The 18,855-nt window shown below is 59.6% G+C and carries 19 protein-coding genes, 1 tRNA gene and 1 riboswitch; of the genes, 10 read left to right on the forward strand and 10 right to left on the reverse strand.

Annotated elements, in window-relative coordinates; genetic code table 11:
• Positions 1 to 13 precede the first annotated feature (13 nt).
• Together hpaE and Q1A91_RS18715 are read right to left on the reverse strand one after the other, a co-directional pair.
• Positions 14 to 1,525 carry a 5-carboxymethyl-2-hydroxymuconate semialdehyde dehydrogenase gene (gene hpaE, locus Q1A91_RS18710; protein ID WP_299881191.1) on the reverse strand — a complete coding sequence of 504 codons (1,512 nt, stop codon included), beginning with the start codon at positions 1,523 to 1,525 and terminating at the stop codon, positions 14 to 16.
• Positions 1,522 to 1,911 carry a 5-carboxymethyl-2-hydroxymuconate isomerase gene (locus Q1A91_RS18715; protein ID WP_299881194.1) on the reverse strand — a complete coding sequence of 130 codons (390 nt, stop codon included), beginning with the start codon at positions 1,909 to 1,911 and terminating at the stop codon, positions 1,522 to 1,524. Before Q1A91_RS18715 ends, hpaE begins: the two co-directional genes overlap by 4 nt.
• 98 nt (positions 1,912 to 2,009) lie before the next feature.
• On the opposite strand from Q1A91_RS18715, the gene hpaR reads away from it, so the two are divergent.
• Entirely contained in the window at positions 2,010 to 2,447 is a 438-nt protein-coding gene (gene hpaR, locus Q1A91_RS18720) for a homoprotocatechuate degradation operon regulator HpaR (protein ID WP_299881197.1), read from the forward strand.
• Here hpaR and Q1A91_RS18725 read toward each other — a convergent pair.
• Both Q1A91_RS18725 and Q1A91_RS18730 read right to left on the reverse strand, forming a co-directional pair.
• Positions 2,421 to 3,806: an aminotransferase class III-fold pyridoxal phosphate-dependent enzyme gene (locus tag Q1A91_RS18725; RefSeq protein ID WP_299881200.1), complete on the reverse strand. Its 1,386-nt coding sequence runs from the start codon at positions 3,804 to 3,806 to the stop codon at positions 2,421 to 2,423. The genes hpaR and Q1A91_RS18725 overlap by 27 nt on opposite strands.
• A complete protein-coding gene (locus Q1A91_RS18730; protein ID WP_299881203.1) occupies positions 3,803 to 4,624 on the reverse strand; it encodes an IclR family transcriptional regulator in 822 nt (273 codons plus the stop codon). The genes Q1A91_RS18725 and Q1A91_RS18730 overlap by 4 nt, the downstream gene beginning before the upstream one ends.
• A gap of 114 nt (positions 4,625 to 4,738) precedes the next feature.
• On the opposite strand from Q1A91_RS18730, the gene Q1A91_RS18735 reads away from it, so the two are divergent.
• The 5 genes from Q1A91_RS18735 (at position 4,739) to Q1A91_RS18755 (ending at position 10,568) form a co-directional block, all read left to right on the forward strand.
• Entirely contained in the window at positions 4,739 to 5,680 is a 942-nt protein-coding gene (locus Q1A91_RS18735; protein WP_299881206.1) for a tripartite tricarboxylate transporter substrate-binding protein, read from the forward strand.
• A 74-nt stretch (positions 5,681 to 5,754) separates the two neighbouring features.
• Positions 5,755 to 6,294 (forward strand): tripartite tricarboxylate transporter TctB family protein, encoded by a 540-nt coding sequence (locus tag Q1A91_RS18740; RefSeq protein ID WP_299881209.1) that lies wholly within the window; start codon positions 5,755 to 5,757, stop codon positions 6,292 to 6,294.
• 12 nt (positions 6,295 to 6,306) lie between these two features.
• Positions 6,307 to 7,824, forward strand: coding sequence for a tripartite tricarboxylate transporter permease (locus Q1A91_RS18745; RefSeq protein ID WP_299881212.1), 1,518 nt, complete (start codon positions 6,307 to 6,309; stop codon positions 7,822 to 7,824).
• A 5-nt stretch (positions 7,825 to 7,829) separates the two neighbouring features.
• Complete coding sequence (locus tag Q1A91_RS18750; RefSeq protein ID WP_299881402.1) at positions 7,830 to 9,314, forward strand: aldehyde dehydrogenase; 1,485 nt, start codon at positions 7,830 to 7,832, stop codon at positions 9,312 to 9,314.
• Positions 9,315 to 9,335: 21 nt separating this feature from the next.
• Positions 9,336 to 10,568, forward strand: coding sequence for a Tm-1-like ATP-binding domain-containing protein (locus Q1A91_RS18755; protein WP_299881216.1), 1,233 nt, complete (start codon positions 9,336 to 9,338; stop codon positions 10,566 to 10,568).
• 29 nt (positions 10,569 to 10,597) lie between these two features.
• Here the strand turns inward: Q1A91_RS18755 and Q1A91_RS18760 are convergent.
• A tRNA-Lys gene (locus tag Q1A91_RS18760) sits at positions 10,598 to 10,673 on the reverse strand.
• Between the two features lie 107 nt (positions 10,674 to 10,780).
• On the opposite strand from Q1A91_RS18760, the gene dapF reads away from it, so the two are divergent.
• Genes dapF through Q1A91_RS18775 form a run of 3 tightly spaced genes read left to right on the forward strand, consistent with a single transcriptional unit; the run spans position 10,781 to position 13,538 of the window.
• Positions 10,781 to 11,617: a diaminopimelate epimerase gene (gene dapF / locus Q1A91_RS18765; RefSeq protein WP_299881219.1), complete on the forward strand. Its 837-nt coding sequence runs from the start codon at positions 10,781 to 10,783 to the stop codon at positions 11,615 to 11,617.
• Positions 11,614 to 12,867 carry a tRNA (N(6)-L-threonylcarbamoyladenosine(37)-C(2))-methylthiotransferase MtaB gene (mtaB, locus tag Q1A91_RS18770; protein WP_299881223.1) on the forward strand — a complete coding sequence of 418 codons (1,254 nt, stop codon included), beginning with the start codon at positions 11,614 to 11,616 and terminating at the stop codon, positions 12,865 to 12,867. Before dapF ends, mtaB begins: the two co-directional genes overlap by 4 nt.
• Positions 12,868 to 12,872: 5 nt before the next feature.
• A complete protein-coding gene (locus Q1A91_RS18775; RefSeq protein ID WP_299881226.1) occupies positions 12,873 to 13,538 on the forward strand; it encodes a Crp/Fnr family transcriptional regulator in 666 nt (221 codons plus the stop codon).
• Positions 13,539 to 13,885: 347 nt separating this feature from the next.
• Here the strand turns inward: Q1A91_RS18775 and Q1A91_RS18780 are convergent, their stop codons facing one another.
• From Q1A91_RS18780 to Q1A91_RS18800, 5 genes are all read right to left on the reverse strand, one after another.
• The gene (locus Q1A91_RS18780) at positions 13,886 to 14,674 is read right to left on the reverse strand and encodes a cytochrome c1 (RefSeq protein WP_299881229.1); all 789 of its coding nucleotides are present in this window, start codon (positions 14,672 to 14,674) and stop codon (positions 13,886 to 13,888) included.
• 11 nt (positions 14,675 to 14,685) lie between these two features.
• Positions 14,686 to 16,029 carry a cytochrome b gene (gene petB / locus Q1A91_RS18785; protein ID WP_299881232.1) on the reverse strand — a complete coding sequence of 448 codons (1,344 nt, stop codon included), beginning with the start codon at positions 16,027 to 16,029 and terminating at the stop codon, positions 14,686 to 14,688.
• Between the two features lie 12 nt (positions 16,030 to 16,041).
• Entirely contained in the window at positions 16,042 to 16,626 is a 585-nt protein-coding gene (gene petA, locus Q1A91_RS18790) for a ubiquinol-cytochrome c reductase iron-sulfur subunit (protein ID WP_299881235.1), read from the reverse strand.
• A gap of 178 nt (positions 16,627 to 16,804) precedes the next feature.
• The gene (locus tag Q1A91_RS18795; RefSeq protein WP_299881237.1) at positions 16,805 to 17,416 is read right to left on the reverse strand and encodes a glutathione S-transferase; all 612 of its coding nucleotides are present in this window, start codon (positions 17,414 to 17,416) and stop codon (positions 16,805 to 16,807) included.
• 78 nt (positions 17,417 to 17,494) lie between these two features.
• The gene (locus Q1A91_RS18800) at positions 17,495 to 18,124 is read right to left on the reverse strand and encodes an FMN-binding negative transcriptional regulator (protein ID WP_299881239.1); all 630 of its coding nucleotides are present in this window, start codon (positions 18,122 to 18,124) and stop codon (positions 17,495 to 17,497) included.
• Between the two features lie 61 nt (positions 18,125 to 18,185).
• Positions 18,186 to 18,329: riboswitch (FMN riboswitch) on the forward strand.
• An 88-nt stretch (positions 18,330 to 18,417) separates the two neighbouring features.
• Between Q1A91_RS18800 and Q1A91_RS18805 the strand changes: the two genes are divergently transcribed.
• On the forward strand, positions 18,418 to 18,852 hold the full coding sequence (locus Q1A91_RS18805; protein WP_299881405.1) for a 6,7-dimethyl-8-ribityllumazine synthase: 435 nt from the start codon (positions 18,418 to 18,420) through the stop codon (positions 18,850 to 18,852).
• Positions 18,853 to 18,855: the final 3 nt, after the last annotated feature.

The raw sequence follows: 18,855 nt of genomic DNA on the forward strand, positions 1-18,855 counted from the left end.
TCGCCTCCTTTTTCTACAGCGCGCCGAGCTGCGGGATTTTGTGCTGACCGGTGGCAAAGCCGATGTGCTTTTGCTCCATGTAGAACTCAAACGACCAGTCGCCGCCGTCGCGGCCAATGCCGCTGGCTTTGACCCCACCGAAAGGCGTGGGCAGGTGGCGGACATTCTCGGAATTGACCCAGATCATCCCCGCTTCCAGCTTGTCGGTGAACCGCATCGCGCGGGTCAGGTCATTGGTCCAGACGTATCCTGTCAGGCCATAGTCAGTGTCATTGGCGATGTGCAGCGCGTCTTCTGCGGTGGTGAATGAAATGGAGGTGAGGACAGGGCCGAAAATCTCCTCCCGCGCGATGCGCATGTCGTTGGTGGCGCCAGTGAACAGCGTTGGGCGGACGAAGTAGCCGTCATTGCCAACCGTCACACCACCCGCCGCAACCGTCGCGCCGTCTTGTTTGGCGATGTCGAAGTAGGACGTCACCTTGTCATAGTGCTCTTGCGAAATGAGTGGGCCGATTTCTGTGGTGGGGTCCAGCGGATGGCCGACCTTGATGTTGTTCACGCGCGCGGTCAGTTTCGCTTCGAACGCCTCCCGGATCGTGTCCTGCACCAGCAGGCGGGAAGAAGACGTGCAGCGCTCCCCGTTGATCGAATAGATCATGAAGATCACAGCATCCAGCGCACGGTCGAGGTCCGCATCCTCAAACACGATCACCGGGTTCTTGCCGCCCAACTCCAGATGGTTGCGTTTGAGCGTATCGGCCCCCTGTTTGGTGATCATGCTGCCCGTCCGGCTCTCGCCAACGAATGCGATGGCTTTGATCTTGGGGTGCTCACACAGCGCCTTGCCGGCATCTTCCCCAAACCCGTTCACGGTGTTGAGCACGCCGGGGGGCAATCCGGCCTCTTCGGCAATCTCCACCAGCAGACGGGCGGTCAGGGGCGAGGCTTCGGCAGGCTTGTGCACAACAGTGCAGCCAGCGGCGAGTGCCGGAGCGATCTTCCAAGTGGACAGCATAAACGGCGTGTTCCACGGCGTGATCACCCCAACCGGACCGATGGGCACACGGGTCGTGACATTCATCAATGTCGGCGATTTGAGATGCTGACCGTCGCGCGCCTGCACAACCTGATCGGCGAAATAGCGAAAGTTCTCCGCCCCGCGCAGGGCAGCTTTGGACATGAAGCGCAGCGCCTGGCCTGTGTCCCAGCATTCGCACAGAGCGATCTCCTCAGCGCGGGCCTCGATCCCTTCGGCGATGCGGATCAGGATCTTGCGCCGTTCGGTCGCGGGCATGTCGCGCCAATCGGCAAAGGCATCGGCGGCGGCGTTGGCAGCCTGGTCAATGTCGCTGGCGGCCCCCCTTGCGACCGTGCAGATCAGGCCTTTGTCAACTGGAGAGGTATTGTCGAACGTCCCGCCGCTGCCCGCATGATCGACACCCGCAATCCGGTTCATCACTCCGCCCCCCTGAAACCGGGTCAGATAACCCTGAAGCTTTTTGATGTTCTGTTCGAGAACGCTCATGATGTTTTCTCCAGATGGTCACGGATGGTGCCGTATTTGGGGGACAGGGCCTCATCAATATCACGCAGTTCAAGCGAGAGGGCGATGGAATGCTGCACCAGAGCAGGGTCTAGAAAACGGCGCGCAGCGTCAAAGATGTGTTGAGCTGCCGCCGCCTTGACCGCATCGCTGCGGCCTTCACGGATGCGGATCGACAGATCAACAAAGCCGTGTTTGGGGTCACCATCCGCCACTGCATAATGATCCACCCGTATGGCCCGCACGCGGATGCCGGGCATAGGGAAGGCCTCTATCTCCGCAGCCGCAGCGCGGATCGCTTCACAGAACGCACCCATATCCACAACCCCGTCCAGATTGCCGGAATATTCGATGTGGAAGTGAGGCATGGCTTTCCCTTAACATGTTAATTGTTGTGATGTTAAATATAACTTAGCCTGACTGTCAAGACCACCTATTGTACCAGAAGGCAGGCATAGAGGCTCCAATGACCAAGAAGTTGCCGCCCACGAACCGGTCCCTGCCGATTGCGCTGATCCGCGCGCGCGAAGGGGTGATGCAGCCCATACGGGATATGCTGGCGGAGACCGGGATCACCGAACAGCAGTGGCGGGTTTTGCGCGTTCTGGCTGAACACGGACCGCAAGACGCCTCAACCCTTGCGCGGGGCGCCAGCCTTCTGTTTCCCAGCCTGACACGGATCACCCAATCCATGAACAGCAAGGGATTGATCACCCAAACACGAGACGCGCAGGATCGCCGGAGACAGATGATCGCCATCTCACCGAAAGGGCAGAAAATCATCGACGATTATGCCGGGCAGGCCGTCCAGATCGTCGCAGGCTTCAAGGCCGCGTTGGGTGACGCGCAATATGAGCAACTGCTGGATCTGCTGGCGCTACTTGATCCGGGACGCCTCGATTAACTCCATCCCGGCCGCTGCCGCCTGACAGCCGGCATCAAGGGCCGAAAGGATCACCTGCGCATCTGCTTCCGTCAGCACCAGTGAGGGTGAAATGATCATGTTCGGACCCGAGACCCGGATCATCGCCCCGCTCTGATAGGCAACCTCCTGAATGGTATTGGCAATCGCTGCGTCTATGGGCTTTTTGGTGGCGCGGTCGCTGACAAACTCAAGTGCTGTCATCAGGCCGTAGCCGCCGCGCACATCGCCGATGATCTCGTATTTCTCCATCAACGCCTTGCAGCCTTCGTAGATTTGCGTGCCCCGCGCCGCAGCATTCTCTGTCACGTTCAGACGTTTGGTTTCCGCCAGACAGGCCAGCGCGGCTGCCGCACCGACGGGATGGCCGGAATAGGTATAGCCATGGCCGATCTTGGCTGCCGGATTGTTCTCAAACGCTTCAATCATCTTGTCGCCCAGCATCACGGCGCCGAAAGGGAAGAACCCATTGGTGATGGCCTTGGCCGTGGCCATCATATCCGGCTTGATCCCCCACAGCCGCGCACCGGACCACGCGCCAGTCCGGCCGTAGGCGGTAATCACTTCATCCGTGATCAGCAAAATGCCATGGCGGTTACAGATCTCCTCAACCATTGGCGCAAAGGACGGATGCGGCACGATCACACCGCCGGCCCCCAGAATCGGCTCCATGATCATGGCCGCGATGGTGTTTGCCCCCTGAAATGCGATCTCATCCTCAAGTGCCGCCGCGCAAAGCTGCGCCAGCTTCTCCGGATCCGTTTCATTGAACGGATTGCGATAGGTGTACGGGGCGGGAATGTGGAAACAGCCCGGCATCAGCGGCTCATAGGCAGTACGAAAGTTCGCATTGCCATTCACCGATGCACACCCCATGTGTGTGCCGTGGTAGCCCTTCTTGAGGCTGAGGAATTTCACCCGCCCCGGCTCCCCCCGCAACTTGTGGTACTGGCGCGCAAGGCGCAGGGAGGTTTCAACCGAATCCGATCCGCCGGAGGTAAAAAACGCCCGGCTCATCCCGTCAGGGGCAAAGAACTCGGCCAATTCGTATGACAGCTCAATGACCGCATCGTTCGATGTGCCCCGGAAGGTCGAATAGTACGGCAGCGTCTGCAACTGCGCTGCAATCGCGTCTTTCACAGGCTGGCAGGAATAACCCAGATTGACATTCCACAAACCGCCCACCGCATCAACGACATCATGTCCGTCGATGTCCTTGATCCGCACCCCTTCGGAACTGACGATGATCTTGGGCGGCGTTGCCTGACTGTCATCATGGGACGTCATCGGATGCCAGAAATGGCGCGCGTTGTTTTCCTTGAGGAAGTTCGAGTCTTTCATGGCGTTGGCACTTTCTGGGCAATGTCCCGGCTGGTAGGGTGAAGGGTGGTCTGCCAGAGGGTCTGGATTTCCTCTGGAATGGAACCACCCCAATTGTGCGAAATTTCATGGGCCGCTTGGGTAAGGCCCTTCTTGATTGCAAGGGCGGCATCCGGTGTAATCCGGCTGGCGACACTGGCCACGGCGACAGCACCTGCAATCTCACCGGTGCGATCATAAACCGGGGCGGCAAGGCTGTATATTTCATCCTCGAACGCGCGATCGGATTCCCCAAAACCGCCTGCCTTGGCAGCAGCGATTGCTGCGTCCAATCGCTGTTCGGACGTCGGCGTGTTCGGTGTGAACGGCGTGAGGTTTGAAAGTGCGGCATGTCGCAGCTCATCAGAACCGAAGGCCAGCAGGCAGATACCAGAGGCCGTCGCATGCAGCGGCAAGGTCTGAAGGTCAATAACGGCGCGCGTGCTGTGCCGCGTTGATTCGCTATGCGCCATCGCATGCAGCACCACACCCGACAGAACCGAGACATGAGCCGTCTCTCCCGTCTGCTCTGCCAGCAACCGAAGCGGCACCATTGCGCCGTCACGCCGGGGCACCGTGGCCTCTCTTACATCAGCCAGATGCAGGACGGCCGGACCGATCCGATACGCCTTTGTCACCGGGTTCTGCTCCAGAAAGCCCAACGCTTCCAACGCCGTAAGATGCCGATAGGTGGTCGCCTTGTCGCGCTTTGCCAATCGGCAGAGTTGCGACAAACCAAGCTCCGGCCTGCGCACCGAAAAGTGGCTGAGCAGCTCAATCGCTTTGGCAACAACAGACATCCGACCCTTTCCCCGATCCGCGGCTTACACAAAAAGTTTGACGGAAACCATTTATCAAGGCAAACTATTTTTTGCAACAACGGTTCATTAAATGAACCACGCAGGGAGAATGAAATGTTGAAAGTTGTAAAAACACTCGCGGTGACAGCGCTGGCTGCAACCGCGCTGACGGGTGCCGCGCAGGCCGAATATCCAGAAAAGCCGGTAGAGTTCGTGGTGCCTTGGCCTCCGGGTGATCTGGAAGATGTCCTCACCCGCATGATCGCGGAGGATTTTCAAGAAGCATACGGTGTCGCAGCGGCGGTCGTGAACAAGCCCGGCGGCGGCGGTGGCCCCTTCCCCGGTGCGATTGAAGTGGCGAACGCACCTGCGGATGGATACACCGTCGGATCCTTCATCATCGCCATTCCGGTTGTCGGACCCCAGATCGGCATTCCCGAACTGAACCCCAATCCATTTGAGCCTTTGGGCAACTTCCTGACATACCCGTTCGTCATCGCGACAAGAGGCAATGCGCCATATAGCGACATGGCAGGTCTTGCCGCCCATGCGGGCGACAACGACGTAGTTCTGGGTCACTTCGGCGCGCCCTTGGTACCAACACGGGTGACCATGGCACTGGCCAAGGAAATGGGCTTTTCCTATGCGTCCGACGCGGCATTTGACGCACTGGATTGCAACACGCTGGCCTCTGGCGATGTGGATGTGATCAACACCACGCTGCAACTGATCCTGCCCTGTCTGGATGACGTCAAAGTCCTCGCCTCCATCGGGTCGGAACGGATCGCCCTGACGCCTGACACACCAACCGTGGCAGAGCTTGCACCTGATCTGAATGTCGCCCTGTGGAACGGCCTCTTCGTGCACAAGGATACGCCGGCAGATGTGCGGGCGAAGATCATCGCCGTGGCGGAAAAGACCGTGATGTCCGACCGGGCGCAAAAGCTGGCCGCCGAAACAGGCGCGCTGGTCTATTGGCAAAGTGCGGACGAGGTGTCTGCACAGATCGCCAAGGATATCGACACTCTTGGCCGCATTGGCGAGATGCTGGAGTAGCGCATTCGCACATGACCCATCGTCCGGGCCCACACGCGGCCCGGACCTGACCGCAGCCGACAGGGGACTGATACATGTCGCGCGTGAAAACACTCCAGAGCCTGTTCAAAAGATACCGACGCCCCGGAGACATCGTCTTTGCCTGGGTTGTGCTGATCGTGGCGGTGTTTCTGCTGTCGCAACTGCTGTCGCAGACGCAATGGAAAAGCGGTGGGAAACTGTTTGCTCAACCACGATTCTGGCCGGGTCTTTCGCTGATCCTGATGACAAGTTTCGCCGCACTGCACCTGTTCGGCTCCGCCCTTTCGGAACGGCTGGAGGGGCGCTGGCGGGAGATCGGGCTTTGGATTGCCTCCATTGAATATGCCCTTTGGTTCGTTGTCTACGCCATCGCGGTCCCCTACGCCGGGTATCTGCCAACCACCTTTGCCTTTGCCATTCTGCTTGTCCTGCGTGCGGGGTACCGCAGTGTCAGGGCCCTGTTCTGGGCGGGCGTCTCTGCCATAGTGATCGTGCTTTTGTTCAAGACCTTCTTGCAGGTGAAACTGCCAGCGGGTCAAATCTATGACAGCCTGCCGGACGGCTTGCGTCAGATCATGCTCAACTACTTCTGATCGGAGCGGGCGATGGAAAACCTTCTTGCAGGCGCGGAAATGCTGGCGCGGGTCGATGTGATGATTGCGCTGCTGGTGGGTTCCGTCGGCGGGGTGATCATCGGCGCGATCCCCGGTGTCGGCCCTGCTGTGGCCATCGCGATCCTGTTGCCCGCGACCTTCTCGCTTGAACCCATCGTCGGGCTGACCATGTTGCTGGGCATCTACGGATCATCAATGTACGGCGGCGCAATCCCCGCGATCCTGATCAACACGCCGGGCACAGCGGTCAATGCGCTGACCTCATACGACGGCTACCCAATGACCAAGGCGGGTCAGGCCCGCAGGGCACTTTCACTTGCCTATAGCGCGTCATTCTTCGGCGGAATCTTCGGCATCCTCTGCCTGATCCTGCTCTCCCCCGTGCTGGCCATCATCGCCCCGATGTTCGGCAGCAGAGAGATCTTTCTGGCCGCCCTTCTGGGCATCATCCTCGTGGTGCTGGCCCACCGCGGGCAGATCTTTGCCGCAGGGATGCTGGCGATGTTCGGCATCTTCCTCAACACCGTTGGACTGGACGCGGTCACCTATACCCAACGCTATACCTTCGGGCTGAGCTTTCTCAGTTCCGGGATCAACCTGATCGTCGTGGTGCTGGGCCTCTTTGCGCTGAGCCAAGCTTTCTTCCTGCTCACCAACCCCGACAGCAGTCCCGATGCCAAACCCGTCAGCGGGAGTCTGACCGCAGGTTTCAAGGAACTGATGCAGCACAAACGTGTTGCCGGTGTCGCCTCCAGCCTCGGGGTGATCATGGGCATGATCCCCGGCGTGGGTGAATTTACCGCACAGTTCATGAGCTACACCTACGCCCAAAAATCCTCCGCCAACCCCGACGCCTTCGGCAAAGGCGCGCCCGACGGCCTGATCGCATCCGAAGCCGCCAACAACGCCGTGCCCGCTGCCGCGATGATCCCATTGCTGGCGCTTGGCATACCGGGCGAAGCACTGACAGCAATGATGCTGTCGGTCTTCTACGTGCACAACGTCATCCCCGGACCGCAACTGTTTCAGAACAACATTGATCTGGTTTACGGCCTCTATCTGGCGCTGATCCTGCTGAACGTGGTGGTGATCTGCTTTCTCATGGTCTCCACAAATCTGCTGACCAAGATCATCCGTGTGCCAACGCGGTTCCTTGGGGTGATGATCCTGATCCTGTCTTTTGTGGGTGTCTATTCGCTGCGGAACTCCCTGACCGACTGCATGCTGGCGGCGGGCTTTGGCGTGCTCGGACTGATCCTGAAACGGTTGAACCTGCCCATCGTGCCGATCATCCTCGGCATGGTGCTGGGCGGCATCATGGAGGTGAAGCTGCGTTCCGCCCTGCCCCGGCTGAAAACGCCACTGGACATGATCGACCGGCCCATTGCGATGATCATCTTTGCGATGATCCTGATGGTCCTTGCCTTGCATCTGCGCACGCTGATCAAGGAAATCCGGGCGCATCAAACGGACGATGACCACGACCTTCACGACACACAAATGCGGTGAGCATGATGAACCAAGACCAGATCAACACCCTGCGCGCGCACCCCGTCGCCCCGCAGCATCACCTGATAGAGGGCATAGCGGTCCCGGCGTCAGACGGTGCGGTGATGGAGGTGATCTCTCCCATCGACGGCAGCAGGTTGACCACCATCGCGCGCGGTACGGCCGCAGACATGGATGCCGCCATCGCCTCCGCCCGAGCTGCATTTGAAGATGGCCGCTGGGCCGGTCAGCCACCTGCCGCGCGCAAGAAGGTCCTGATGAAATGGGCCGAACTGATAGAAGCCAATGCGCCGAAACTGGCGGTGCTGGGCGTGCGCGACAACGGCACCGAAATCGGCATGGCCCTGAAGGCGGAACCGGGGTCCGCCGCAGGCACGATCCGCTACTACGCCGAAGCGCTCGACAAGGTATATGGAGAGATTGCGCCAACGCCAAACGATACGCTCGGCCTGATTCACAAGGAACCTGTGGGCGTTGTGGGCGCGATCATCCCGTGGAACTTCCCGCTGATGATCGGCGCATGGAAACTGGGTCCGGCACTGGCCACGGGCAACTCAGTCGTCCTCAAACCCGCAGAAGGCGCGTCCCTCACGCTCATTCGCATGGCCGAACTGGCGCTGGAAGCAGGCCTGCCGCCCGGCGTGCTGAACGTCGTCACCGGCGAAGGCGCCGTGGTGGGCGAAGCGATGGGGTTGTCGATGGACGTCGATGTGCTGGTCTTTACCGGGTCTGGTGCCACCGGGCGCCGCCTTCTCGACTACGCCGCGCGGTCCAACCTCAAGCGGGTGTATCTGGAGCTGGGCGGCAAATCCCCCAACATCGTTTTCGCGGACGCGCCTGACCTGCATGAAGCCGCCAAGGTCTCGGCAATGGGCATCTTTCGCAACTCCGGGCAAGTCTGTGTCGCGGGGTCGCGCCTGCTGGTCGAAGCCCCGATCCATGATGACTTCGTTGCCGAAGTCTCGAGAATCGCCGCTGGCATGCGGGTTGGCGATCCGCTGGACATGGACAGCCACATCGGAGCCGTACACTCCGAACAGCAGCTTTTGCAGAACCTCGGTTTCGTCGACACCGCCCAATCCGAAGGCGGCACACTGACCACAGGGGGCGACCGCCTGCTGAGCGAAACAGGCGGCTATTACATGGCCCCGACCGTTGTCACACATGTCACCCCGCAGGCCAGCCTGTCACAGCAGGAGGTCTTCGGCCCCATCCTCGCCGTGACACCGTTCACAAACGACGCCGAGGCCATCGGCATCGCGAATGCTACCCCTTACGGGCTGGCCGGCGGTGTCTGGACCTCCAACCTGTCCCGCGCACACCGCTTGGTGCGCGGCGTGCGCACGGGCGTGATGCACGTCAACACATACGGCGGTGCAGACGGCACGGTGCCCTTGGGCGGTGTCGGCCAATCCGGCAATGGTCATGACAAATCGCTGCATGCGCTGGACAAGTACATCAACCTCAAAACCGCCTGGATCAAACTCTGATCGCCACAACGGGAGCCCCTCATGTACGACAAGACCATTCTGATCATCGGAACCTATGACACCAAGGATGACGAGCTGACATTTATGGCGGATGTCATGCGTCAGCAGGGCGGGACGGTTGTCACGATGGATGTCTCCGTTCTGGGCGATCCTTCAGCCCCGACAGATTACAGCAAACATGACGTGGCCAGCGCGGGCGAAAGCTCCATTCAGGCGGCCATCGACAGCGGTGACGAAAATCACGCGATGCAGATCATGGCCAACGGCGCCGCCCTGCTGACAGCCCGGCTTTATGCTGAAGGACGTTTTGACGGGATGGTCGTTCTGGGCGGCACCATGGGCACGGATCTGGCGCTGGATGTCTGCGCGGCCCTGCCTCTGGGTGTGCCCAAGTACATCGTCTCCACCGTATCCTTTTCTCCCCTGATCCCGGCCGAGCGGCTGGCCGCAGACACGCAGATGATCCTCTGGGCAGGCGGGCTCTATGGATTGAACTCAGTCTGCAAAGCCTCCCTCAGCCAAGCCGCAGGCGCTGTGCTGGGTGCCGCCCGTGCGGTACAGGCCCCTGATCCCACCAAACCGCTGATCGGCATGACATCCCTGGGCAAATCAGCGCTCAAATATATGGTGACCCTGAAACCCGCCCTCGAAGAGCGTGGTTTCGAAGTGGCCGTCTTTCACGCCACCGGCATGGGCGGGCGCGCCTTTGAAAGCCTGGCAGCCCAGGGCGCGTTCGCTTGCGTCTTTGACTTTTGCACCCAAGAACTGGGCAATCATATCCACGGCTCCAACATCTCTGCCGGAGCGGACAGGTTGACCAACGCAGGCCGCAACGGCACGCCGCAATTGGTAGCGCCGGGATGCTATGATCTGGTCGACATCGTGGGGTGGAAACCGATCCCGGACAAATGGAAAGACCACCTCAGCCACGCCCACAACCGTTTGCTGACCTCCATCGTCCTGAACATCAAAGAGCGTAAAGCCGTCGCCCGCGCCCACGGCGCGCAGCTGGCCTCAGCAACCGGCCCGACAGCGCTTCTTTTGCCGCAGGACGGCCTTGGGGAATGGGACCGCGAAGGCGCGGATTTGCATGACAAAGCCGGTCTGGATGCCTTCCTGAGCGAGATGAGAACCGTCTGCCCACCTCAGGTCACCTGTCACGAGGTCGCGGGCCACATCAACGACGCGATCTTTGCCGAAACGGCACTGGCATTTTTTGACGATTGGTGTGCAACAGGGGTGGTGCAGGGGTAAGCACTGCTGGCGTATGTCGGGAAAGTCAGTGGTGAGCCGTGCAGGGTTCGAACCTGCGACCCACTGATTAAAAGTCAGTTGCTCTACCAACTGAGCTAACGGCCCACGAGGGGTGTATCTAGAAAGGAGTCCCATGGGGGTCAAGCCCCAAACGTCGGGAAATCTGCGCCGCCTTCTGGATAAGTATGACGCAGGCCGCTATATGCGCCAGAATGAGCAATTCATCGACCTCCGGGATGCCCTTCATGAAGATGCACGGGCTGGGCAACGACTTTGTCGTTGTTGATGCGCGTGCGCAGATGCAACCTGTGACATCCAAGCTGGCGCAAGCGGTGGGGCATCGGCACTTTGGCGTAGGATTCGATCAGCTTGCAGTGATCACCGCTGAGGGTGCGGGGGATGCGCATCTGACATTCTACAACGCAGATGGATCAAGGGCAGCGGCCTGTGGCAACGCGACGCGCTGTATCGCGCGCCATCTCATGGATGAAAGCGGCAAAACGGCTTTGCATCTGACCACCCAGCGCGGTGATCTGGCGGCGGAGGATCGGGGCAATGGCCTCACGGCTGTGAACATGGGTGCACCCCAACTTGCATGGCATGAAGTGCCACTGGCGCGGGAGATGGACACGCTGAGGCTGCCCATCGAAGGGGAACCAACGGCGACCGGCATGGGAAACCCCCATTGCACCTTCTTCGTAGAAGATCTCGCAGCGATTGATCTGGCGGCGCGCGGTGCGGCGCTGGAGCATCATCCGCTCTACCCTGAACGCACAAATGTGCAGTTTGCCCAGATCATTGGCCCGGATCACATCCGCATGCGGGTTTGGGAACGCGGCGTTGGGGTGACGCTTGCGTCCGGCTCCTCCTCCTGCGCGACCGCCGTTGCGGCGGCGCGGCGGGGTCTGACAGGCCGCAGCGTTCAGATTGATCTGGACGGTGGAACGCTTGAAATCGACTGGCGCGATGATGGCGTCTGGATGACCGGACCCAGCAGCCATGTCTTTACCGGCACCCTGACACCGGCCTTTCTGGACAGTATCGGATGAGCGCGCCTGTCTTCTCCAACCACGGCTGTCGTCTGAATGCCTATGAGGTTGAGGCGATGAAAGACCTCGCCGCGCAGTCCGGCCTGGGCGATGCTGTCGTGGTCAACACCTGTGCTGTCACCGCGGAAGCTGTGCGCAAGGCCAGACAGGACATTCGCAAGCTGCGCAAGACCCATCCAGACGCGCGCCTTATCGTCACCGGCTGCGCGGCGCAGACTGAACCCGAAACGTTCAGCGCCATGGCGGAAGTAGATGCCATCATCGGCAACACCGAAAAGATGTTGCCAGAGACATGGGCAGGGCTTGCAGCCGATTTCATCGGTGAGACGGAGCGCGTGCAGGTCGATGACATCATGTCCGTCAAGGAAACGGCAGGCCATTTGATTGATGGCTTTGGCACCCGTTCAAGAGCCTATGTGCAGGTCCAGAACGGTTGCGATCACCGATGCACCTTTTGCATCATCCCCTACGGCCGCGGGAATTCGCGATCCGTCCCGGCGGGTGTTGTGGTGGATCAGATCAAACGGCTGGTCGACAAAGGGTTCAACGAAGTTGTCCTGACGGGTGTTGACCTGACCTCCTGGGGGGCGGATCTGCCAGCGACGCCGCGGTTGGGGGATCTGGTGATGCGGATCCTGAAGCTCGTGCCGGATTTGCCCAGACTCAGGATCAGCTCCATCGACAGCATCGAAGTAGATGAAAACCTGATGCAGGCCATCGCGACCGAGCCTCGCCTGATGCCACATCTGCATCTGTCCCTCCAGCATGGGGACGACATGATCCTCAAACGGATGAAGCGCCGCCACCTGCGCGACGATGCAATCCGGTTCTGTGATGAGGCCCGCCGCCTGCGTCCCGATATGACCTTTGGCGCGGACATCATCGCCGGATTTCCGACAGAGACGGACGCAATGTTCGACAATGCGCTGGCGCTGGTGCGCGAATGTGACCTGACCTGGCTGCATGTCTTCCCCTACTCGGCGCGCAAAGGCACGCCTGCAGCAAGAATGCCCGCCGTGGATGGCAAGGCGATCAAAGCCCGTGCGGCGCAACTGCGGGCCGCAGGTGAGGCGCAGGTGCAGCGCCACCTGGCCCAACAGGTTGGGCGACAGCACGATGTCCTGATGGAAAGCCCACAGATGGGGCGCACCGCACAATTTGCCGAAGTCCGGTTTGACGCGCCACAACCTGTCGGGCAGATCGTGCGGGCAACGGTGCGCGCACATGCCCAACAGCACTTGGTCGTGTGATCCCGATGGCCAAGGACGCATTCAGCAAATCTGGTTTCCTCGCTTCCGCATCGGATGAATTGATCGATCTGATGCGCTCGGTCGCGACCCGCCGGATCCTCAAGACGGGCGATGTCCTGTTTGAGCAAGGTGACTTTGGCGATGCGCTCTATGCCATTGTATCGGGGGAGCTTGAGGTCAGCATTCTATCATCTGAGGGTCAGAAACTGAGCCTCAACATCCTCCAGAAAGGCGCCCTGGCGGGGGAGATTGCGCTGTTTTCTCCCGGCCCGCGCACCGCAACGCTGACAGCCCGTCAGCCGACGGAAGTCTGGGGCGTCAGCAATGTGAAGTTCCTCGCCGCGCTACAGGAAACGCCTGCCCTCTTTACGGACATGATGGAACTGGCGGGCCACCGGATGCGCTGGATGGCCGATCAATACGCCGACAGGGTGTTCCGCAACGTGACAAGTCGGCTCGCCCGGATCATCCTGCATCTGTCAGGGCCAGAGAATGAAGCGCTCCAGATGTCACACGCAGATCTTGCCAACTTCATTGGCGCCACCCGAGAGACGGTTTCAAAGACCCTGTCAGTCTGGAAACGAAGCGGGATCATTGAACTGGGCCGCGGCATGGTACAGGTGCGTGATCCCGAGGCCCTGCGCGACATTGAGGAAAACGAAGGAATTTAACCCTTTGTAATCCAGATTACAGACGCGCGGCGTAAATCCGCTCATCCTTAACATATCTAAGACATGGCTCCCTGCCGCACAACGGTTCGCATTCTCGATACCACGGGGAGCCTTTAGAACGATCAAGGGTCAGGCACGCGCGATGGGGGGCTAAGCCCTTCAGACCGGGGCAGTGAAAACTCGCTCGCCTTCTGACCTATTACTTAGCACTGATTTCCCAATCTCAGTGGGGCATTCCTCTTCCGACAGCCCCCGAGATCGACTGCCCCCCGCTACTGAAAAGAAGCGGGGGGCCATTTTCGTATATGACGCAAACCGAGAACCGGTTCGCGTCCAGGAGTATGTGCTTAGTGCTCTTTGCCCTTAACAGGCGCCCAGAGCCGCTTGTTGGTCAAGTAGAGCAACACGGACAGCAGAGTTAGGAAAAGCACACCTGCGAAACCGGCCTGTTTGCGGGCGCCCAATTTGGGTTCCGCTGTCCACATCAGAAACGCGGAGACGTCTTCCGCAATATGGTGCAGGTCGTTGTCATGCCCATCTGCGAAATCCACGTCTTCCCCATAGAGCGGGGGTGCCATGGAAATCCAGCCACCCGGAAAGGCGGTGTTTTCGTAGAATGTCGTGCCTGCCTGCTCTTTCTCTTCACCGGTGTAGCCGGTCAGGAGGGATGCAATATACTCAGGTCCGCCGATACCTTTGAAGAACTGGTTGATTCCCAGTCCGTAAGGGCCGTGGAAACCGGCACGCGCCTTTGCCATCAAGGACAGGTCCGGCGCATTCTCCAATGCAGACTCCGGGAAGTGATCCGTTGGCACGGCCTCCCGGAAGTCATCCAGATCGGCATCGAATACTTCAAACTGCTTGGCGTATTCGATCACCTGCTCTTCCGGCAGGCCGGGGCCGCCTTCATCGCCGATTGTGCGCAAGGGGACAAACTTCAGACCATGGCAGGAAGCGCAAATCTCAGTGTAGACCTGCAAGCCGCGCTGCAACTGGTTCACGTCATAGGTCCCAAACGGCCCTTCAAACGAGAAGTCGAAATCCTCGATATGCGAGTCGTATGCGCCGGCGGCAATCGCGCCGCCAGTGGTCAGACCAAAGGCTGCAAGCGCGGAGAGGGTAAGTTTCTTGATCATTGTCATCTCCGTCATTCTGCCGGGTTCACAGCGGGGCTGCCGCCGTCTGTCTTGGCAGGATAATGCGCCTCGAAATCTTCCTGAATGGTTGCCGGTGGTGTCATCGGCTTTTCGATCACACCCAAGAGCGGCAGGATCACAAGGAAGTAGGCAAACCAATAAGCGGATGCGATCAGGGAGAATGTCGCATAGGGCTCCTCCGCGGGCATCGCGCCCAGCCACATCAGGACGAAGAAATCGACCACCAGCAGCCAGAACCACCACTTGAACATCGGACGATACCGGCCGGACCGCACGCTGGATGTATCCAGCCAAGGCGCCAGCGCCATCACGGCAATCGCGCCAAACATCGCGAGCACGCCAAAGAACTTCGCGTCGATGATGCCGCCTGTCAGCGTCTCCGCGATGATCACGACCCAAACGTCAGAAGTGAAGGCACGCAGGATCGCGTAGAAGGGCAGGAAGTACCATTCCGGCACAATGTGTGCAGGCGTCGAAAGTGGGTTCGCCTCAATGTAGTTGTCAGGGTGACCAAGATAGTTCGGCATGAACCCGACGATCGCAAAGAAGACCAGCAGGATCACCGCAAGGGCGAACAGGTCCTTGATCACAAAATAGGGCCAGAAGGGCAGCGTGTCTTTCTCTGCATCTTCCTTGGAGGTGCGCCGCACCTCAACACCCGTGGGGTTGTTGTTGCCCGTGGTGTGGAAGGCCCAGATGTGAATGATCACAAGGCCCGCAATCACAAACGGGAACAGATAGTGCAGGCTGAAGAAACGGTTCAGCGTCGCATTGTCCACCGCTGGTCCACCCAGAAGCAACGTCTGCAGGCTTTCACCGACGAATGGGATCGCACCGAACAGGCCGGTGATCACGGTCGCACCCCAGAAGGACATCTGACCCCATGGCAGCACGTACCCCATGAAGGCTGTGCCCATCATCAGCAGGTAAATCAGCATGCCGATGATCCACGTAATCTCACGCGGGGCCTTGTAGGAGCCGTAATAGAGACCCCGGAAGATATGCGCATAAACGGCGACGAAGAACAGCGAGGCGCCGTTCTGGTGCATATACCGCAGCATATAGCCGCCATTGACGTTGCGCATGATATGCTCAACCGAGGCGAACGCGCTGTCCACATGCGGCGTGTAGTGCATCGCAAGAACGATACCAGTGATGATCTGAAGCGCCAGACAGAAAGTCAGCACGATACCCCAGATCCACATCCAGTTAAGGTTCTTGGGCGTCGGGATCATCAATGTGTCATACATCAAGCCAACGACAGGAAGGCGGCGGTGCAGCCACTTTTCGCTGTTCGACTTTGGTTCGTAATGGTCGTGAGGAATTCCACCCATCAGTTTTCTCCCTTAACCCAGTTTGATCGTTGTTTCGTCGACAAACTCTGCCGGTGGAACCGGCAGGTTGGTCGGCGCAGGCCCCTTACGGATGCGGCCCGACGTATCGTAGTGCGACCCGTGGCAGGGGCAGAACCAACCACCAAAGTCACCCGCATCGCCCAAAGGAACACAGCCGAGGTGCGTACAAACACCCATCATCACGAGCCATTCACCGGCAACCGCATCTTCTGAGCCAGCTGGCGGTGGCAAAAACCGGTTTCCATCGTCGCCATCAACACCGCTCGGAAGGTTCTCGTTGCGCGCGTCATTGTCGGGCAGGTCAGCAAGATCGACTGCCTGCGCCTCTGCGATTTCTTCCTCTGTCCGGCGCCGGATAAAGACGGGTTTGCCAAGCCATTTCACCGTCATTTGCGATCCGGGTGCCAGATCGCCCACATCCACACGGATGGAGGACAGCGCCAGAACGTCTGCGGATGGGTTCATCTGGTTAACAAGCGGCCAAACCGCTGCGCCGACGGCGACAGCGCCTGTGCCAGCGGTTGCGTAGTAGAGGAAATCCCTCCGGGTGCCTGCGTGATCTTCTGCGTTGGACACGGGTTAGCTCCTGTTTCTGGCCTGAACAGGCCACTGCAAAACGGCCCGGCACACGATAGCCGAGCCCCATTCTGGTGCGTATCTAGCGGGACGCAGCACGCCCGTCCAGATGTCAAAGTCGCGCAAAGGGTCGCAGTTGGGTACTTAATGAACCGTAAACGCGACCAAAATACCCGTTTTACTGTTGTGGTGGCGCTGTTGCCTGCATCGACGGACGCGAATCGAACGCCTCATACCAGCTTGCCAAAGCGTCATTCCCTTTCCGCCAGCCCCGCGCACCGTGGCGAAAATCGACATAGCCGAGCGCGCATCCCACCGCGATCTGCCCCATATCCAAAGAGCCAGACAAATGGCTGATCCATCGCGTGTTCAACGCGGCAATGCCCCGCGCCACCTTGCTCCATTGTGCCTCGACCCAGTCCGCCGAACGCTCGCTCTCCGCCCTCAGACGGCCCTCATAGACCATCAAAAGGGCCGCATCGAGGATCCCGTCCGCCGTTGCCTCCAACGTGCGGATGTCCCAATGGCGCGCCCCGCTGCCATAAAGCCCGGCCTTTGCCCGATCATCAAGAAAGGCGCAGATCACCCTGCTGTCATAAAGCGCGGGCCCCTCCGCACGTTCCAACGCAGGCACTTTGCCCAGCGGGTTTTGCGGCAACAACGCCGCTGCGGGATCCATCGGCGTGGTTGCAATGTCTGACAGGGTCACGTCATCCAGTTGTCCCGTCTCATGCAACAGCACCATGACCTTGCGCACATAGGGAGACGTTGGGGAATAGGCGAGCTTCATGGGGGACTCCTTCGGAAATAACGCATTGGACCTAGTATCACCGCCCGGCTCAGGCAGGGCAATCGCACAAATGTACCCTTACAATGAGCCCTTGCCCGCATTGCGCATCAGCGCCGCCATCAGGCTGGTTTCACTGCCAAATCCATGTGCCGCAACTTGATCTGCCGCGCGCATCCGCACGTCGTCCGGTTTGTTCTGGTTCAGCTTCCAGGTGCCATCCACACCCGCGATATCAAACGCACAAGGAACAATTGTCCGCATCATCCGTTCCATGATGTCCGGGGTCATTTTTTCGGTCTTCCAGGGCGGTTTGGGCAAAAGTCGTGTCTCATAAGCCGCCGATTGGCGGTCCAGCAGGTCGTGAAGCGCCTCCGTCGGCTGCATCCGAAGCTTTCCTTTCAGATGCACGGCAACGTAATTCCATGTCGGCACCTGATCGGGCACCTCGTACCAATCGGGTGAAACATAGGTATCTGGACCGGACACCGCGATTTTGGCAGGCAAAGGTGCAGACAACGCCCGCGCAATGGGGTTGGAGCGCAAAAGATGCAGTTCTGCCGTCTCCCCATCATCACTCAGCAGAAATGGGATATGCGCCATCAAAGGGCCACCCTCCGCACTCACCGCAAGAACGCCAAACCCGCGGTCACGGGCAAAACCAAGGTTCTTTACGGCATCCGCTGTGTGAAAAATGGGGTTCGGGTGCATGGCGGGTCCTTACGTCACATGTCCTTCCTCTTGCAGCTTTGCGCGAGAATTGGCAACGTGGCGTTATTCTCAGGGCGGGGCGAAATTCCCCACCGGCGGTATATGGGCCTGACCCATGAGCCCGCGAGCGGCCACTGCGGTGGTGCCAGCAGATCTGGTGAGACGCCAGAGCCGACGGTCATAGTCCGGATGGAAGAGAATGCGTGTGATCAGGGGCTTCGGCCTTTGGCTGCGCGTGATCGCCTTGGGTGGACGTGTCTGAACCAAAGGAGATCATTATGACACAAGGCAGCATTGCCCCCGCCCGTTTCGCCTTCATCAAAGCCCAGTGGCACGCGGATATCGTCGACCGCGCGCTTGATGGCTTTTGTGAGCTTATCCCCGCGGCACAGGTCGATGTCTTCGACGTGCCCGGCGCGTTTGAAATGCCGCTGATGGCGCAGGCGCTTGCCGCGCAAGGCCGCTACAACGCGATTGCCTGTGCGGCCTTTGTCGTGGATGGCGGGATCTACCGCCATGATTTTGTCGCCAGCGCCGTTGTGGACGGGCTGATGCGCGTGGGGCTGGACACCGGCGTGCCGGTGCTGTCCGTCTCGCTGACACCGCATCACTATCAGGAAACGGAGCATCACAACGCGATTTACCGGGAGCATTTCGTGACAAAAGGCCGGGAAGCTGCGCAAGCCGCCTTGCGGATCATTGATGTGAAAACCGCGGTCGCGGCATAATCG

The organism is uncultured Sulfitobacter sp. (genome assembly GCF_947500075.1).
GTDB lineage: Bacteria > Pseudomonadota > Alphaproteobacteria > Rhodobacterales > Rhodobacteraceae > Sulfitobacter.

What these genes read in the sequence shown, in the direction of transcription:
- Q1A91_RS18740 (WP_299881209.1), top strand. Translation starts at nt 5,755, where the DNA reads ATGTCGCGCGTGAAAACACTCCAGAGCCTGTTCAAAAGATACCGACGC.
- Q1A91_RS18750 (WP_299881402.1), top strand. Translation starts at nt 7,830, where the DNA reads ATGAACCAAGACCAGATCAACACCCTGCGCGCGCACCCCGTCGCCCCG.
- Q1A91_RS18795 (WP_299881237.1), bottom strand. Translation starts at nt 17,416, where the DNA reads ATGAAGCTCGCCTATTCCCCAACGTCTCCCTATGTGCGCAAGGTCATG.
- Q1A91_RS18780 (WP_299881229.1), bottom strand. Translation starts at nt 14,674, where the DNA reads ATGATCAAGAAACTTACCCTCTCCGCGCTTGCAGCCTTTGGTCTGACC.
- Q1A91_RS18745 (WP_299881212.1), top strand. Translation starts at nt 6,307, where the DNA reads ATGGAAAACCTTCTTGCAGGCGCGGAAATGCTGGCGCGGGTCGATGTG.
- Q1A91_RS18730 (WP_299881203.1), bottom strand. Translation starts at nt 4,624, where the DNA reads ATGTCTGTTGTTGCCAAAGCGATTGAGCTGCTCAGCCACTTTTCGGTG.
- Q1A91_RS18735 (WP_299881206.1), top strand. Translation starts at nt 4,739, where the DNA reads ATGTTGAAAGTTGTAAAAACACTCGCGGTGACAGCGCTGGCTGCAACC.
- dapF (WP_299881219.1), top strand. Translation starts at nt 10,781, where the DNA reads ATGAGCAATTCATCGACCTCCGGGATGCCCTTCATGAAGATGCACGGG.
- hpaR (WP_299881197.1), top strand. Translation starts at nt 2,010, where the DNA reads ATGACCAAGAAGTTGCCGCCCACGAACCGGTCCCTGCCGATTGCGCTG.
- mtaB (WP_299881223.1), top strand. Translation starts at nt 11,614, where the DNA reads ATGAGCGCGCCTGTCTTCTCCAACCACGGCTGTCGTCTGAATGCCTAT.
- Q1A91_RS18800 (WP_299881239.1), bottom strand. Translation starts at nt 18,124, where the DNA reads ATGCACCCGAACCCCATTTTTCACACAGCGGATGCCGTAAAGAACCTT.
- Q1A91_RS18715 (WP_299881194.1), bottom strand. Translation starts at nt 1,911, where the DNA reads ATGCCTCACTTCCACATCGAATATTCCGGCAATCTGGACGGGGTTGTG.
- petB (WP_299881232.1), bottom strand. Translation starts at nt 16,029, where the DNA reads ATGGGTGGAATTCCTCACGACCATTACGAACCAAAGTCGAACAGCGAA.
- Q1A91_RS18775 (WP_299881226.1), top strand. Translation starts at nt 12,873, where the DNA reads ATGGCCAAGGACGCATTCAGCAAATCTGGTTTCCTCGCTTCCGCATCG.
- hpaE (WP_299881191.1), bottom strand. Translation starts at nt 1,525, where the DNA reads ATGAGCGTTCTCGAACAGAACATCAAAAAGCTTCAGGGTTATCTGACC.
- Q1A91_RS18725 (WP_299881200.1), bottom strand. Translation starts at nt 3,806, where the DNA reads ATGAAAGACTCGAACTTCCTCAAGGAAAACAACGCGCGCCATTTCTGG.
- Q1A91_RS18755 (WP_299881216.1), top strand. Translation starts at nt 9,336, where the DNA reads ATGTACGACAAGACCATTCTGATCATCGGAACCTATGACACCAAGGAT.